Source organism: Bacillus sp. 22190, assembly GCF_052045575.1.
In the GTDB taxonomy this organism is placed as follows: domain Bacteria; phylum Bacillota; class Bacilli; order Bacillales; family Bacillaceae; genus Bacillus; species Bacillus altitudinis.
Genome location: NZ_JBQEPF010000007.1, coordinates 22,479 through 37,555, shown reverse-complemented (window position 1 = coordinate 37,555; position 15,077 = coordinate 22,479). Strand labels below are relative to the sequence as shown.

The 15,077-nt window shown below is 40.9% G+C and carries 13 protein-coding genes and 3 pseudogenes; 14 read left to right on the top strand and 2 right to left on the bottom strand.

What is annotated here, in order from left to right:
* Positions 1 to 29 precede the first annotated feature (29 nt).
* Positions 30 to 431, top strand: a complete 402-nt coding sequence (locus ACTJKA_RS11420) for a YugN-like family protein (protein ID WP_052320645.1) — start codon at positions 30 to 32, stop codon at positions 429 to 431.
* Here ACTJKA_RS11420 and ACTJKA_RS11415 read toward each other — a convergent pair.
* Positions 428 to 1,414 carry a potassium channel family protein gene (locus ACTJKA_RS11415; protein ID WP_236810045.1) on the bottom strand — a complete coding sequence of 329 codons (987 nt, stop codon included), beginning with the start codon at positions 1,412 to 1,414 and terminating at the stop codon, positions 428 to 430. The genes ACTJKA_RS11420 and ACTJKA_RS11415 overlap by 4 nt on opposite strands.
* 126 nt (positions 1,415 to 1,540) lie before the next feature.
* Here ACTJKA_RS11415 and ACTJKA_RS11410 point away from each other — a divergent pair, with 126 nt between their 5' ends.
* The 6 genes from ACTJKA_RS11410 to ACTJKA_RS11385 all read left to right on the top strand — a co-directional run bounded on the left by ACTJKA_RS11410 (position 1,541) and on the right by ACTJKA_RS11385 (position 5,718).
* Positions 1,541 to 1,765 (top strand): hypothetical protein, encoded by a 225-nt coding sequence (locus tag ACTJKA_RS11410; protein WP_008345775.1) that lies wholly within the window; start codon positions 1,541 to 1,543, stop codon positions 1,763 to 1,765.
* An 81-nt stretch (positions 1,766 to 1,846) separates the two neighbouring features.
* On the top strand, positions 1,847 to 2,521 hold the full coding sequence (locus tag ACTJKA_RS11405; RefSeq protein ID WP_024719711.1) for a zinc metallopeptidase: 675 nt from the start codon (positions 1,847 to 1,849) through the stop codon (positions 2,519 to 2,521).
* Between the two features lie 48 nt (positions 2,522 to 2,569).
* The gene (locus tag ACTJKA_RS11400) at positions 2,570 to 3,862 is read left to right on the top strand and encodes a hemolysin family protein (RefSeq protein ID WP_007500537.1); all 1,293 of its coding nucleotides are present in this window, start codon (positions 2,570 to 2,572) and stop codon (positions 3,860 to 3,862) included.
* A gap of 135 nt (positions 3,863 to 3,997) precedes the next feature.
* Positions 3,998 to 4,399, top strand: a complete 402-nt coding sequence (locus ACTJKA_RS11395; protein ID WP_025207889.1) for a secondary thiamine-phosphate synthase enzyme YjbQ — start codon at positions 3,998 to 4,000, stop codon at positions 4,397 to 4,399.
* Positions 4,400 to 4,413: 14 nt separating this feature from the next.
* Complete coding sequence (locus ACTJKA_RS11390; protein WP_048002207.1) at positions 4,414 to 5,445, top strand: NAD(P)H-dependent flavin oxidoreductase; 1,032 nt, start codon at positions 4,414 to 4,416, stop codon at positions 5,443 to 5,445.
* Between the two features lie 24 nt (positions 5,446 to 5,469).
* Complete coding sequence (locus ACTJKA_RS11385; RefSeq protein ID WP_035389233.1) at positions 5,470 to 5,718, top strand: hypothetical protein; 249 nt, start codon at positions 5,470 to 5,472, stop codon at positions 5,716 to 5,718.
* 21 nt (positions 5,719 to 5,739) lie between these two features.
* On the opposite strand, the gene ACTJKA_RS11380 is transcribed toward ACTJKA_RS11385, so the two are convergent.
* A complete protein-coding gene (locus ACTJKA_RS11380; protein ID WP_008345763.1) occupies positions 5,740 to 6,480 on the bottom strand; it encodes a protein-glutamine gamma-glutamyltransferase in 741 nt (246 codons plus the stop codon).
* Between the two features lie 156 nt (positions 6,481 to 6,636).
* Between ACTJKA_RS11380 and ACTJKA_RS11375 the strand changes: the two are divergent.
* From ACTJKA_RS11375 to tlpB, 7 genes and pseudogenes are all read left to right on the top strand, one after another.
* Positions 6,637 to 7,686 (top strand): annotated as a pseudogene (locus ACTJKA_RS11375) (cache domain-containing protein); the annotation flags it as partial.
* Positions 7,678 to 8,628 carry a methyl-accepting chemotaxis protein gene (locus ACTJKA_RS11370; RefSeq protein ID WP_370529240.1) on the top strand — a complete coding sequence of 317 codons (951 nt, stop codon included), beginning with the start codon at positions 7,678 to 7,680 and terminating at the stop codon, positions 8,626 to 8,628. The pseudogene ACTJKA_RS11375 and the gene ACTJKA_RS11370, both read left to right, overlap by 9 nt.
* Positions 8,629 to 8,754: 126 nt before the next feature.
* Positions 8,755 to 9,798: pseudogene (locus ACTJKA_RS11365) on the top strand (HAMP domain-containing protein); the annotation flags it as partial.
* On the top strand, positions 9,793 to 10,743 hold the full coding sequence (locus ACTJKA_RS11360; RefSeq protein ID WP_370529239.1) for a methyl-accepting chemotaxis protein: 951 nt from the start codon (positions 9,793 to 9,795) through the stop codon (positions 10,741 to 10,743). The pseudogene ACTJKA_RS11365 and the gene ACTJKA_RS11360, both read left to right, overlap by 6 nt.
* 177 nt (positions 10,744 to 10,920) lie before the next feature.
* A pseudogene (locus ACTJKA_RS11355) lies at positions 10,921 to 11,958 on the top strand (HAMP domain-containing protein); the annotation flags it as partial.
* A complete protein-coding gene (locus ACTJKA_RS11350; RefSeq protein ID WP_370539194.1) occupies positions 11,950 to 12,897 on the top strand; it encodes a methyl-accepting chemotaxis protein in 948 nt (315 codons plus the stop codon). The pseudogene ACTJKA_RS11355 and the gene ACTJKA_RS11350, both read left to right, overlap by 9 nt.
* A gap of 165 nt (positions 12,898 to 13,062) precedes the next feature.
* Positions 13,063 to 15,051 carry a methyl-accepting chemotaxis protein TlpB gene (tlpB, locus tag ACTJKA_RS11345; protein WP_144683748.1) on the top strand — a complete coding sequence of 663 codons (1,989 nt, stop codon included), beginning with the start codon at positions 13,063 to 13,065 and terminating at the stop codon, positions 15,049 to 15,051.
* The last annotated feature ends 26 nt before the right edge of the window (positions 15,052 to 15,077 follow it).

Here is a 15,077-nt window from a genome sequence, read left to right as displayed (position 1 = left end):
CGAACCCTATACAAAAAGGAGGGTTCTGTATGATTCATGTACCATCTAGGCTGACTGGTGAAAGCTTTTCACTGTACCATTTAGAAGAAAACATGAAGCCGCTCGGATATGTCATTAATGGGAATTGGGATTATGATCATGGATATTTTGATTATAAAATTGACAACCGTGATGGCTATACCTTTCTCAGAGTTCCGTTTACAGCCGAGAAAGGACAGCTGGATCAGCCAGGCGTTGTGGTGAAAATGGGACATCCATTTCTCTTAAAGCATGTCTATCAAGATAAATTAGATGACCATGCGATGGTTGGAAATGTCGGGGCATCTTTTAACCAATTCCAAGAACCGAAAGAGAAAGACGGGGATGTGTCAAATGCTTATGCCGAAATTGGCTTTTCACTCGTCAAAGAACTAGAAGATGTACTGCTTTAAAAGCTGATCAGCTCATCCTCTGGATGAAGCTCATACGCAAAAGGAGGATTCATCATGGGTCCTTCTTTTTTTTGTACGCCTACAATGATGACATGGTGCTCTAGAAAGTGGTGAAGTGCCGTTAAGAATGTCTCTCCAGCTAATGAAGCTGGTACTGGAATGATGGTGATCTGTTTATGGAGGGTCATGTTTCTTTTTATTTTTAACGCCATGAGCTGTTCTTTTAAAAGAAAATGCTCCACCATTAAATGATTCACGGCATCAGAAGTATGGATGACTTGATTGGCTCCAGCCCGCTCAGCATTTTTCACATAGCGATCGGTTAAAATTTCAATTAAACAATATAACGAAGGATTTAATCCTTTTGCTGCAAGCAAGGTTAACACACTCTGCATATCAGCTGTCACTTCATTTTCATGCTGGTCGGCGGTAATCATCAATGTATCAGCACTCATAATATTTGCTCTGCGAAGTGTGGCATCCTCTGTACCATGGCCTTTAATAAAATGGACATTCTCTAAAAGAGGTCCTTCCTTTAAGGAATCATCAATAAGTACAATCGGCATGGCGGGATCAATGGTTTGAAACGATTGAAGCAGTTTGTTCGTTTTCTCATTCCAGCCGACAATAATAAGATGCCCTTTCCCCTTGAAAGCCACCTTCCCCTCTACATACTGGTGCTGTTTGCTAAATACAGCGGCAGCAAGCGTGGCGAAATATGCAGTGACAAAGCTTGCGCCGATCAAAATGAGCGCCATCCCTGCTACTTGCCCAGGCATGGTTTGCGGCACAAAATCACCGTATCCCACAGTAGAAACTGTAATGAGCGCCCACCAGATCCCATCAAAGATCGTATGATACTGCTTTGGTTCAAGTATGACGATTAATTGTCCAAAAAAGAGAAGCAAGAAACAGATGATGATCGCAATGCGAACATAAAGAGGCCATCTTAGCCAGGCAATGAAGATACGGTTTGATTTCATCGAACTCGTCCTTTCAGGGAGACTGCTAATGTCAGTATGCCCGATTAGGAAACAATTTTTCATCATCGTCATGTATTGAAATAGAACCCATATCTTAAAATAAGAGAGAAGAAGGAGGGAATGCGAATGTCGTTTGTTCAAAAGACCGTACTTCTTTTTATCGGCGCCCACTTTTTATCATCTGCGGTGATTTTACTCGTGTTTGATTTAAATGCGGTGAACCATTTCATGAATGATTTCTCGTGGCTTCGTTTTTTTCAAGACCTATATGGAACGGTGACATTTTATACAGCATGCATCGGAATGTTCTTCTTTTTCATTGGTGTAGTGATTCCACTTAAAAAGACCTAGTGCTTTTTGCTGTACACGTTACATAAAAGTCATTAAAATTGTAAATAAATATATAAAATAAAAAGGAAGCTGATGAGCATGCTGTTTTTTTATTTTTTAACATTTGCCGCATTGGGATTGTCTTTTTGGGCACAATTTAAAGTAAAGAATAATTTTGAAAAGTATTCAAAGGTTGAAGCTGCCAGTATGAAAACAGGTGCTGAAACCGCTCGATATATTTTAGATCGCAACGGGTTATACGACGTACCCGTTGAACCGGTAAGAGGAACTTTGACTGATCATTACGACCCGACGCAGCGTGTGGTTCGTTTATCTGAACCAGTGTATTATGGCCATTCCATTTCGGCCATTTCAGTCGCATCACACGAGGTTGGACATGCCTTGCAGCATCAGGAATCCTATGGTGCGCTTGTCTTGAGACATAAGATCTTCCCTGTCGTGAACTTTGCATCTGGTGTTGCCCCGCTTCTTTTCCTAGGTGGATTATTGCTCGGCAGCCTTAACTTAATCGGGCTTGGGATCGTTTTGTTCTCAGCTGCTGTGTTCTTTCAGCTAGTGACATTGCCTGTTGAGTTTAACGCAAGTTCTCGTGCAAAGAATATCATTGTTTCAGAAGGAATCATTAGAAGCAGTGAAGAAAGAGGCGTGAACAAGGTGTTAAATGCCGCAGCTCTTACGTACGTAGCAGCGGCCCTTGTCTCCCTGTTTGAACTGCTCCGTTTTGTAATGATCTTCCTAAATGGCCGTAATGATTAATTGACGCCAGAGGAGGTGAGCCCTTACCCGTGTTAGGTAAGGGTTTTTTTGTATATTTTAAACGTATTTTTAGTCCTATTACTCATTGCTGCGACAGCATTTTTTGTTGTCACTGAATTTGCGATTGTGAAAATTAGAGGCTCAAAAATCAATCAGCTGATTGAAAGCGGTGATAAGAGAGCCATTCATGTTCAGAAACTGACAACTAACCTTGATGAATATTTATCTGCCTGTCAGCTTGGTATTACCATCACGGCATTAGGCTTAGGGTGGTTAGGGGAGCCGACAGTGGAACATTTCCTGCATCCGCTTTTTGAAAAGGCAGGGCTTCATTCCGCTTTGACAGACATCATATCGTTTATCATTGCCTTTGTGATCATTACGTTTTTGCATGTTGTCGTTGGGGAACTTGCTCCCAAAACGATTGCCATTCAAAAGGCAGAAGCCGTCAGTCTTGTGACGGCAAAACCTCTTATTTTTTTCTATAAAGTCATGTACCCGTTTATTAAAGCATTAAATGGGGCTGCACGAGGCATTGTGAAATTATTTGGTTTTCATTCTGTCAAAGAACATGAAGTGGCGATCAGTGAGGAAGAATTGCGTCTCATCCTTTCTGAAAGCTACGAAAAGGGCGAGATCAACCAATCTGAATACAAATATGTCAATAAAATATTTGAATTTGATAACCGAGTGGCGAGAGAGATCATGATCCCGCGCACAGAAATCTCTGCCATTGAAATTGAACAGAGCCTGGAAGACGTGACGCATTATATGCTGAACGAAAGGTATACACGTTATCCTGTCATTAAAGAAGACAAAGATCATGTCATTGGTGTGATCAATAGCAAAGACGTATTTAAAGCAAGTTTTCTCAATCAAGAGGTGTCCATTGAAGACTTAATGCGCCCTGTCATTCGTGTCATTGAAAGTACACCGGTTCAAGAACTGCTGATTTTGATGCAAAAGGAACGGATTCATATGTCGGTGCTTGTAGATGAATACGGCGGAACAGCAGGTCTCGTCACAGTTGAAGACATATTAGAAGAAATTGTGGGCGAGATTCGAGATGAATATGATCAAGATGAGACCCCGCATATTGTGAAAAAAGGTGACTTCCACTATGTCATGGATGGAAAAGCCTTGATCGATGAAGTAAATGATTTATTGGATTTAGCGATTGAAAATGATGATGTTGATACAATTGCCGGCTGGATGATGACGCATAAAATTGATTTTGACATTGGAGATATCATTGAAGCAGAAGGCTGTGAATTTAAAATTGTCGATGCAGAAGATCATCATATTCGAACCATAGAAGTAAAAAAGGTTCACTTTTCCTAAAAACCTCGGAGCTATTGACGAGGTTTTTTTGCTTGGTAAACTTTAGGTAAGAAGATTTGTTTCTGCCAACCGGCAGTGATTGGTTTCACATAAAAAGGGTATGGTTTTATAGACATGATCAAAAGGAGCAGAGAAATGAAAAAAATCAACGTACAAACAGACAAACACGATGACATGATAGACATTACCCATGAAGTTCAGCAATATGTCCGGGAAACTGGAATTCAAAACGGAACGGTTATGGTCTATTGTCCACATACGACGGCTGGAATCACCATTAATGAAAATGCCGACCCAGACGTCAAACGAGATATGCTGCGCCGGCTTGACGAAGTCTTTCCGTGGGAACATTCAAAAGATCGTCATATGGAAGGCAATACAGCAGCGCATATGAAAGCTAGTTATATGGGAGCATCTCAGCACGTTCTTGTCCATCATGGTGATCTTGTGCTTGGAACGTGGCAGGGAATCTATTTTTGTGAGTTTGACGGACCGAGACATCGTCACTTTTATGTACAGGTGTCATCTAACGAGTAAGGGCGGGGGAGAAGATGGGAGAATTCACAGCGTTACTTCAAATTGAACATGGCATCATTCAAGCACCAATGGCAGGAGGAGCGGTGACGCCGCAGCTTGTCGCCGCTGTTTCACAATATGGCGGTCTCGGTAGCTTAGCAAGTGGTTATGTACAGCCAGAAAAGATGAGGCAGCAAATCAGACAGGTCAAACAGCTGACATCTCGTCCATTTCAAGTGAATGTGTTTGTCCCTGAACCCATTTCAGAAACGAAAACAGAAGATGTATCATTTTGGACAGACCGGCTGCCTGTCATACAAGAAGCACAGATGATCCCTAGAGAAGAAGAATTATGGAAGGACTATGAACAAAAAATCAACATTCTTCAAGAAGAAGAAGTCCCAGCTGTGTCGTTTACATTTGCCTGTCCAAATGAACAAACAATTCATCATCTGAAACAAAAGGGGATCTTTCTCATTGGAACAGCTACAACAAAAAAAGAAGCACTGCTTTTAGAAGAAAAAGGAATGGATGCCATTGTTCTTCAAGGAAGCGAAGCAGGAGGGCACCGAGGCACCTTCTTACCTTCAAAGGGAGATGCTCTGCAGGGACTTTTCTGCCTGATCAGTGATGTCAAGTCTGTCTGTCATATCCCATTGATCGCCGCTGGAGGGATCACAGACCGGACCACTATGAAAGCAGCACTAGCACTTGGAGCAGATGCGGTTCAAATAGGGACACGATTTTTAGCGAGTCAAGAAAGTGCTGCGGCAGATGTGTACAAAAAGGCGCTGTTACAGGCAGAAGGCAGTGAAACAGCGATGACACGGCTTTTCTCTGGAAAAAAAGCAAGAGGTATTGTCAATCAGTGGATGGAGGAAGAAAGACGAAATGAAGACCGGGTTCTTCCCTATCCCATACAGCACGTATGGACAACACCGATGCGAAAAGCGGCAGCTGCTGCAGGAAACCGAGAACAAATGGCTCTTTGGGCAGGTCAGGGGGTTGGCCGTATTCATTCCATTTTAACCGTTGAAGAAATCATGCATGAACTCACGCAGATATAATTTGATAATGGGTGGTGTGACAGGATGGAAATCTTAAAACATTCATATCGGAAAAAAGGACAAATTGAATTTCTATTTGATGATTTTCCGCACTCCCCTGCCGTCCTTACCCCCATTCGTCATTACTATTTCGTTCGTTATGTGAAATGGAATCAGCACGACCCTCCAGTCACAAGAAACGACCTAGAAGAAATGGAAATCCTAGCAAACAAAATGCTTGGCACGCTCCATGATTACCGCAAACGCAAGGCATACAAAGGCCCCTTGTCATAACCTATAGACAAGAGGCCTTTTTTAGCTGCCAAACATTTGCCTGAGATAAATAACATCCATCCTAGTAGTCTGCGGCAGTAAATAAGCGGACTGAACCGCCCCTGGCCGTCTTCTGGCATTTAATTTATCAATAATCTCTGCAGCTGTTAAGATCCCAAGCCCATGCCCATAATATTGATCTTCCCCTAAGTAAATCACATTTTCTCCGCGCCATTGAGACTGTTGATAGCTAAACTCTGGATTCTCGAAATATAGGCAATCCCCATAAATAAAATCATTTCCACGCTCTGTATAAATGGATAATGTATCATAGTGCCAGTCATACAGCGTTAAACTTCTAAGTCTTCGATTGAACTTCTCGTCTCCTACCGTTTGCAGGACTCCCATATAAAACACAATGACAATCGCTGTGGCACATTCAAAGGCATATTTTGAGCCATTTTCAAAGATGTCTTTAATCCCCGTAGATGGCTCGACTTGATAGCGCAGTTCTAACGCTCCGGCCTCTGATACACGCCAATAGGCGTCATTCGCACGGGATCTTTGAAAGATAGCAAATGAGGCACCGCTCTTGTTCAAATCTCTTGCCGCATTCATGATATTCGATCGTAAAGTCACCTCAAATAACAAATCAGATGCCTGCCTATAACGGAACGTATCATTTGAGGCTTGTAATTGCATCAAAATGATCCGCTTTTGTCCTTCTAGCTGAAACGATGCCAGCTGCTCATTTGTCACTGGCTGTCCTGAAAGGATAATCATATGAAAAGCGCCCCCTTTTGTATTAGCGTATGCGGGATGCTTGGGCAAGGAATCAATTTGTGAAAATAAACAAAAAGACATCCTTTTTATTTGAAAAACATGAAAATAATATGAAGCTGTCCGATATAAAACATAACGTTTAAAAGGAGGAAAAACATGAAAAGTATCATAAAATGGTTGAAAAAACCATCGATTTCTAAAAGGCTGATTATTTCATTCACACTTGTTCTCGTCTTGCCTATCATTACACTCAGTACGATTTCATATCAGATTGCCAAAGAAGAATTAGATCATGAAATCATGTACGGAGCCAACGCAAGAGTCAATGAGCTGAATGACATGATCGAGCAAAAGCTTTTGAATAAGGAGAACGCAGTCAAACTGTTTACCGAAACATCCAGTGCTGCAGACTTTAAAAAGAAAAACCAGGACGAACTGTATGAGCATTTTGAGATATACAGTAAAATCAATGAAGATGATGTAGTTGGATTTTATGCAGCAAGTAAAAATCGTGACTTTATTCAGTTCCCTAAAGTGGACATGCCAAAAGGCTATGATCCAACAACTCGTGATTGGTATAAAGCGGCGATGCAGGACGAAAAAGGCGAACCTGTGGTCACCAATCCATACATCTCTGCCACAACAAACGGCATGGTTGTCACAATCGCTCAGCGTCTGAAGGACGGGTCGGGAGCCATTGGGATTGATATTGATGTTCAGGATATCGTCGATAAAATCAAAGATATTAAAATTGGACGAGAAGGATATCCAATTATTGCAAATAAAAACAAACAGATTGTAGCTCACCCAGAAGAAAAATCAGGCTCTGCAGTTACAGAAAATATTTCATCAATCCTTTACAGCGGCAAAGAAGGAACATCAACTTATGAGAATAAAGGAGAGCAAAAACGCCTCGTTTTTGTGACAAATGATTTAACAGGTTGGAAAATTGCTGGAACGATGTTTGTATCAGAAACAGAAGAAGCAGCACAGCCAGTTTGGAATTCTGCCATTATTCTTTTAATTTCTTCTTTTATCCTTGGCGGTATCGCTATCTTCTTTATCGTTCGCTCCATCACAATTGGACTTAGAAGGCTTGTTGATTTCTCAGAAAAGGTGAGTGAAGGGGATTTAACGGAAACCCTCGAAACCAAATCGAAGGATGAAATAGGAGACCTCACAAGAAGCTTTAGTAAGATGAGTGAATCTTTGCGTGAAGTTATTCGAGCGGTCCAGCAATCTGTCGACAATGTGGCTTCAGCTTCAGAAGAGCTGACTGCTAGTGCCAGCCAAACAAGTCAGGCGACAGAGCATATCACAATGTCGATTGAACAATTCTCAAATGGAAATGAAGCACAAAATGAGAAAGTCGAATCTAGCACGAATCAGCTTGTCGCAATGAATGAGGGATTACAAGGTATGTCACAAACTTCATCAGAAGTGACTGCTGTCTCCATTCAATCGACAGAAGCGGCTGGACAAGGTGGACGTATCGTTGAAAGCACAGCGAATCAAATGAAACATATCGATACATCTGTACAAGAAGCCGAACAAGTCATGAAAGAATTAGAATACAAATCTAAAGATATTACGAGCATTTTAAATGTCATTAATGGCATTGCAGATCAAACGAATTTACTTGCACTCAATGCAGCCATAGAAGCAGCAAGAGCAGGTGAATCAGGGCGCGGCTTCTCTGTCGTAGCGGAGGAAGTCAGAAAACTAGCGGTTCAATCCGCAGATTCAGCGAAAGAAATTGAAAAGCTGATCCAAGAAATTGTGTTGGAAATTTCCAAATCTCAAGAGATGTTCAAAGCTGTTAACCGAGAAGTAAATGCAGGACTTGGGATGACAGAAGAAGCAAAAGAAAGCTTCCAAAACATCTATGAGGCGGCAGAAGGTATGTCGAAAAAGCTCACTCAATTAAATGATACAGCGGTTGACCTATCAAGCGGATCAAAACTTGTGTCACAAGCTATGCAGGAGATGCGTCAAGTTTCAAGAGAAAGTGCGGCGAACATTCAAGATATTGCGGCATCTGCTGAAGAACAATTGGCATCTATGGAAGAAATTTCGTCCTCTTCTGTCACACTTGCCAATATGGCTGAGGAACTAAAAGAGCTGACAAGTCAATTTAAAATTGATTAAAAAACGATGAAAAAATATCCAGAATTGTCTGGGTATTTTTTTTATTTTTAAACGTCATTTCCAGCCCTCTAAAAATAAACCTTTCATCCGATAATAACTTTAGAGAAGTAAAGGGGGAAAGAGAAAATGGGAAAAATGATCCAATGGTTCAAAAAACCATCCATTTCTAAAAAATTAGTTATTGCCTTTTTGGTAGTCCTCATACTGCCAACCGTCGCACTCACAATCAGTGCATTTTTTACATCAAAAACAGAGTTAGACAAACAGATTATGGGCAGTGCGATGAGTCAGGTCAATGCATTTGATACCTTAATCGATGAGAATATTGGGAACAAGGCAGAGGCTGTGACTCTGTTTACAGTTGATCTCAAAGCGGTTAATCTTCAAGAAAAAAATAGAAAAGCTACCATTAAAGAATTGCAGCAATACGGAAAAATTAATGAAAAAGATGTCTCAGCCATTTATGCAGGTTCAGAAAAGGGCTTGTTCATGCAATACCCAGTTCAAAAAATGCCTGAAGGCTATGATCCCAGAGAGCGTCCGTGGTATCAAGAGGCCATGAGTGCTGATGGTAAACAAGTCATCACGAAGCCATACGTCGCAGCATCTACAGGTAAAATGGTCATCACCATTGCCCAAAAAACGAAAGATGGCTCAGGGGTAATTGGTCTTGATATGGAAATTGACAGCCTCATTCAAAAGCTAAAAGAAATTAAAATAGGTCAAAAAGGATATGCTTTCATCATGGAGAAGGATAAAACCGTGCTAGCAGATCCAACCCAAAAGCCAGGATCCAAAGTCAATGAGAATTTGGCGAACATTATTTTTAAAAACAAACAAGGAAACGGCAGCTATACACTCAATGGAACAGATAAAAAGGTGGCGTATGTCACCAATGAACTAACCGGCTGGAAAATCGGCGGCACGATGCTCGTATCAGAAGTAGAGGATGCAGCTAAACCCGTTTTCAATACAGCCATTATTGTGTTCAGTGTGACACTGATCGTAGCAGGAACCCTCATCTTCTTTATTGTCCGCTCTATTTCAAGTAGATTATCCAATCTTGCCCGTTTCTCGAAAAAGGTCAGCGATGGTGATTTACGTGATAAACTTCAGATTCAATCAGATGATGAAATAGGACAAGTTGGTAAAGGCTTTAATACGATGATTGACTCATTAAGATCCCTCATTGGCGCCGTCCAAACCTCTGTTGAAAATGTCGCTTCTTCATCAGAAGAACTGACCGCAAGCGCAGGACAAACAAGTAAAGCAACAGAGCATATTACATTAGCCATTGAACAATTCTCTACTGGTAACGAAAGCCAGAATGATAAAGTGGAATCAAGCTCAGAAGAGTTAGAAGAAATGAACAGAGGCCTTCAGCACATGAACGAGTCGGCTGAATCGATTACCGCTTCATCCATCAAATCAACAGAGATTGCAGGAGAAGGCGGACAGCTAGTAGAAAAAACCGCCTCTCAAATGAACGTGATTGATCAATCAGTGAAAAAAGCAGAGAATGTCATCAGTGCGCTGGAAAGCAAATCAAAAGATATTACCCAGATTCTTGGTGTCATTAATGGCATCGCAGATCAAACGAATTTACTTGCGCTGAATGCAGCGATTGAGGCAGCAAGAGCTGGCGAATCTGGTCGAGGCTTCTCCGTTGTAGCAGAAGAAGTAAGAAAACTTGCTGTTCAATCTGCCAACTCAGCGAAAGAAATTGAAAACTTAATCAAAGAAATCGTTCAAGATATTGATGTATCACAAGAAGTATTCACAGCAGTAAATCAAGAAGTTCAATCAGGCTTAAGCTTTACTGAACAAACGAAAGTCAGCTTCCACAATATTTTCGACATGACCAAAGAAATCTCAGATCAGCTCCAAACAATGAATCGAACAGTTGTCCAGCTGTCAAAAGGATCTGCACATGTTTCTGAGGCTGTCCGTGAGATTGCAGACGTATCACGTGAAAGCTCCGCCAATATTCAAGACATTGCCGCTTCAGCTGAAGAACAGCTAGCATCAATGGAAGAGATCAGCTCATCCTCTGCCACCCTTTCTTCAATGGCAGAAGAATTACGTGATTTGATTAGCAAATTTAAAGTCGAATAAACCAAATGAAAAGAACCTCCAGCTAGGGGGGTTCTTTTTTGATCTAAATATAACGAAAGGAATAGGTAAATATGCTTATTTTGGTGGGTTTTCGAGCATTACACCTTGAAAAATAATTCATATTACCTAAAAATAGAGGGGGATGATCCCAAATCATAAACCAAAAGGAGTAGAGTCATGAAAAAAATCAACTTTTTTAAGCACTTTACGATGTCAAAGAAATTAATTACTGCATTCTTAGCGATTCTCCTAGTGCCCATTCTTGTGTTGGCCGCATTTTCCTATGAAGTGGCATCTAAGTCTCTCAATGATGAGATTATGTCTAGCGCTGCAAATGGTGTGAATCAATTAAATGAACTGATCAATAAAGATGTACAGCCTAAAATTGATATTGTTTCATATTTATCTAAATCGGTGAAAAAAAAGGAACTGGCCTCTAAAAATAAGGATTTACTTAAGGTGAAATTAGAGCAACTATCGGAAACAGACGACGATGTCGTAGAAGTATTTGTTGCAGATCAGAATGGTAAACTAACTGAATATTCCGAGATTCATAAAGGTAGTGCCAAAAGCGCAAAAAATGAACCATGGTTTCAACAATCAATGGGAGATGACAAACTCATCATTTCAGATCCTTTTACAGACAAGTCATCAGATGACCTGCTCATCACAATATCAGAACAATTAGCAGATGGTTCTGGTGTTATCGGCATAAATGTACGATTGAACACGATTGTGAAAGATACAAACAGCATCAAAATTGGTCAAGAAGGTTATGCGTTTGTCGCTACCTCAGACCAACGTTACATTGCTCATAAAACGGAAAAGGCCGGGACGAAACTGACAGGCGATTTCATCGAAAAGATGTATCACAATAAAAAAGGCAGTTTCGAATATGAATTCAACGGACAGCCGAAGCAAATGTTTTATGACACAAATGAAGCGACAGGCTGGAAGCTTGCGGGAACAATGTATGTCAACGAAGTGAAGGAAGCCGCACAGCCAGTGCTTGACTTAACCATGATCATCCTAGCTGCTGCGATTGTCATCGGTGGAATCGCGATTTATTTTATTATTAAATCGATCCGAAAACCACTCATAGAGCTCTCTGAATCGGCTGAGAAAATCAGTCAGGGGGATCTCACCCAGCATATTGAGGTGCGTACACATGATGAAATCGGCAAGCTTGCACAGAGCTTTAACGATATGTCGGCAAAGCTGAAACAAGTCATTCAAGCTGTACAGAATTCAATTGAAAATGTTGCTGCCTCATCTGAAGAATTAACAGCTAGTGCAGGACAGACAGCCCAAGCGACTGAGCATATTACCTCATCTATTGAACAGTTCTCAAACAGCAATGAACATCAAAATGAGATGATCGAAAAAAGCTCTGTCCAGTTAAACGACATGGATCGAAGCTTATCACATATGGTCAACACGACTTCTCATATGATGGAATCATCTATCGAGTCTAGCAAAACCGCTCAGGCTGGTGGAGAGCTCGTTCAAAAAACAGCAGGTCAAATGCAAACGATTGAACAAGCAGTGAAAGAAGCAGAGCTTGTGATTGCAGGGCTAGAACAGAAATCTAAGGACATTACAAGCATTCTTGGAGTTATCAACGGCATTGCAGATCAGACGAACCTCCTTGCTTTAAATGCAGCGATAGAAGCCGCACGTGCAGGTGAGGCAGGAAGAGGCTTCTCTGTGGTCGCTGAAGAAGTCCGCAAGCTTGCAGAGCAATCGGGCAGCTCTTCAAAAGAAATTGAAAGCCTAACGAACGAAATCGTAGATGAAATTGAAAAGTCGCAGAAGATGTTTAGACAAGTAGCAGGTGAGGTCCAATCTGGATTAAACATTACAGATGAAACGAAAGTGAGTTTTGAGAAAATCACCCATAAGACATCAGAAATGACAGAACAAATGAAACAAATGAACGGATCAGCCCAAGAACTTTCTCATGGCTCAAACGATATTTCACAAGCAGTCAATCAAATCAAAGAGCTTTCACGTGAAAGTTCCGCAGGCTTCCAAGATATTGCGGCTTCAGCAGAAGAACAACTGGCATCAATGGAAGAGATCAGCTCATCTTCCGCCACTTTATCTCAAATGGCAGAAGAACTGAGAGAGCTCATCAAACAATTTAAAATATAAGAGTCATAGTGGAACACCTGACGTTTTGGCGTCAGGTGTTTTTCCGTTCTTTGCACATAATTTGGGTATTTTGGACTTATCTAGACTTTAATAAATTAAAAAAGTAAAGAACCTAGTAGTACTTCCGATATATATACTATCTTACTAAAAGGAGTTTTCTTTTTTATGAATTTCATACAGTATTTCAAAAAACCATCGATATCAAAAAAGCTCGTTTTCTCTTTCTTATTTATTCTTTTATGCCCAATTATCGTATTGGCATTCTCTTCATATCATACGGCGAGCACCTCTTTAAATGATCAAATCATGCAAAGTGCAAAGGAAAATGTAGAACAGCTGGACAAAAACATTACGAAGGTTGTGAAAGTAAAAACAGACGCAGCCGATTTCTTTAGCAAATGGATTACGAAGAAAAAGCTGGGGCAAAAAGGAACGACTGATATTCAAGGACGCTTTGAGCAGTTCATGAGTATGAATGATGACACCGAAGGCATCTTTGTTGCTTCAAGTGATGGAAAAGTGTTCTCAAGATATCCTAATCAAAAAATGCCTGCTGATTATGTCGCAACTGAGCGGGATTGGTACAAAGATGGCTGGGCGAAAAACGGTGAGCTGTCTGTTTCCGCTCCATATCCAACCGCATCAACTGGTACACTTGTTGTGACGATTTCTAAAAAACTAGAGGACGGTTCTGGTGTTATTGCGATGAACCTGGACATTGCGAATCTAGTAAAAGAGTCTAATAGTATCAATATTGGTAAAGAAGGTCATGCTTTTATCGGAAGCCCAGATCGGACATACGTGGCACATCCAACGAAAAAAGCAGGAACAAAATTAACAGGTGATTGGGTAGACAAGCTTTATACACAAGACAAAGGTTCAATGAGTTATATGTTTGAAGGAAAAGAAAAGCAAATGGAGTTCACAACAAACAAAGCGACTGGTTGGAAAATTGCCGGTACAATGTTTGTCAATGAAGTAGAAGAAGCGGCGCAGCCAGTTTTCAACATGGCGGCTATTATATTAGCAGGTGCGCTCATCATTGGCGGGATTCTCATCTTCTTTATCATCCGTTCTATTACAAAACCACTTTCCATGCTTGTCTCCTCTTCTAAGAAGATTAGCGAAGGAGATTTAACAGAAAAAATTGATGTTAAATCAAAGGATGAAATTGGTCAGCTCGGTACAAGTTTTAATGAAATGAGTGAGTCACTCAGAGATGTCATCCAAGCTGTACAGACATCTGTTGAGAACGTGGCGTCATCGTCGGAAGAACTGACGGCAAGTGCAGGTCAAACGACAAAAGCAACCGAACACATTACATCATCCATTGAAACATTCTCGAACGGAAACGAAAATCAAAGTGAAATGGTGGAACAAAGTGCAGCCCACTTGAAACAAATGAACGAAGGGCTAAATGAAGTTGCACAAACATCTGATGTCATTACAGAATCATCGGTTCAATCAAAAACAGTCGCAGAAACAGGCGGACAGCTTGTTGAACAGACAGTTGGCCAAATGAAAACGATTGATCATTCAGTGAAAGAAGCTGAAAGTGTGATCAACGGATTAGAGCATAAATCAAAAGATATCACCAACATTTTAGGTGTCATTAACGGTATAGCAGATCAAACGAATTTACTGGCTCTGAATGCAGCCATTGAAGCAGCACGTGCGGGTGAGTCAGGCAGAGGCTTCTCGGTTGTAGCAGAAGAAGTCCGTAAGCTGGCGGTTCAATCATCAGATTCTGCAAAAGAGATTGAAAAACTCGTCAAAGAAATTGTCTCTGAAATAGAAACGTCTCAAAATATGTTCAAATCTGTGAATGAAGAAGTAAAAAATGGCCTATCAATTACAGACCAAACAAAAGAAAGCTTCTCACAAATCAATCAGCAAACGGCAGAAATTGCGACAAAAATCAATGAAATGAATACGACAGTTCGTGAGCTTTCAAAAGGATCTGAGCAAATTTCTAAAGCAGTGAATGAAATTGCAGATGTATCGAGAGAGAGTTCAGCAAGTATTCAAGATATCGCGGCATCAGCAGAAGAACAGCTGGCATCAATGGAAGAGATTAGTTCTTCTTCGACGACGCTTTCCCAAATGGCGGAAGAATTGCGTGACTTAATTAAAAAATTCAAGATCAGTGAATAATGGAAAGTGGTTCTCCTCAAGGGGAA

Bases quoted from the DNA above. Each gene is read 5' to 3' on its own strand.
- ACTJKA_RS11420 (WP_052320645.1), top strand. From the start codon at position 30: ATGATTCATGTACCATCTAGGCTGACTGGTGAAAGCTTTTCACTGTAC.
- ACTJKA_RS11415 (WP_236810045.1), bottom strand. From the start codon at position 1,414: ATGAAATCAAACCGTATCTTCATTGCCTGGCTAAGATGGCCTCTTTAT.
- ACTJKA_RS11410 (WP_008345775.1), top strand. From the start codon at position 1,541: ATGTCGTTTGTTCAAAAGACCGTACTTCTTTTTATCGGCGCCCACTTT.
- ACTJKA_RS11395 (WP_025207889.1), top strand. From the start codon at position 3,998: ATGAAAAAAATCAACGTACAAACAGACAAACACGATGACATGATAGAC.
- ACTJKA_RS11390 (WP_048002207.1), top strand. From the start codon at position 4,414: ATGGGAGAATTCACAGCGTTACTTCAAATTGAACATGGCATCATTCAA.
- ACTJKA_RS11385 (WP_035389233.1), top strand. From the start codon at position 5,470: ATGGAAATCTTAAAACATTCATATCGGAAAAAAGGACAAATTGAATTT.
- ACTJKA_RS11380 (WP_008345763.1), bottom strand. From the start codon at position 6,480: ATGATTATCCTTTCAGGACAGCCAGTGACAAATGAGCAGCTGGCATCG.
- ACTJKA_RS11370 (WP_370529240.1), top strand. From the start codon at position 7,678: ATGAGTGAATCTTTGCGTGAAGTTATTCGAGCGGTCCAGCAATCTGTC.
- ACTJKA_RS11360 (WP_370529239.1), top strand. From the start codon at position 9,793: ATGATTGACTCATTAAGATCCCTCATTGGCGCCGTCCAAACCTCTGTT.
- ACTJKA_RS11350 (WP_370539194.1), top strand. From the start codon at position 11,950: ATGTCGGCAAAGCTGAAACAAGTCATTCAAGCTGTACAGAATTCAATT.
- tlpB (WP_144683748.1), top strand. From the start codon at position 13,063: ATGAATTTCATACAGTATTTCAAAAAACCATCGATATCAAAAAAGCTC.